This window comes from Bacillus cereus group sp. BfR-BA-01379 (genome assembly GCF_022663605.1).
Lineage (GTDB): Bacteria > Bacillota > Bacilli > Bacillales > Bacillaceae_G > Bacillus_A > Bacillus_A mobilis.
Window position 1 is genome coordinate 1 of the sequence record NZ_JAKUFT010000298.1, and the last position, 228, is coordinate 228.

Below are 228 nucleotides of genomic sequence, written 5' to 3' on the forward strand. Positions count from 1 at the left end.
GGTGCACTTGTTTCAGTTTCTTTTGCAACAGGTTGTTGTGGAGCTGGTTTTTGAGCTTTAGCCGCTTCACGAGCTTCAGCTGCTTCTTGAGCTTTAGCTGCTTCTTGAGCTCTAGCTGCTTCACGAGCTTCAGCTGCTTCTTGAGCCTTAGCTGCTTCACGAGCTTTAGCTGCCTCTTGAGCTTTAGCCGCTGCTTGAGCTTCAGCTGCTTCTTGAGCTTTAGCTGCT

1 pseudogene is annotated in these 228 nt (G+C 49.6%); it reads right to left on the minus strand.

The annotated features are described in order from the left end of the window. Positions 1 to 228 (minus strand): annotated as a pseudogene (locus MR113_RS28765) (enterotoxin); the annotation flags it as partial.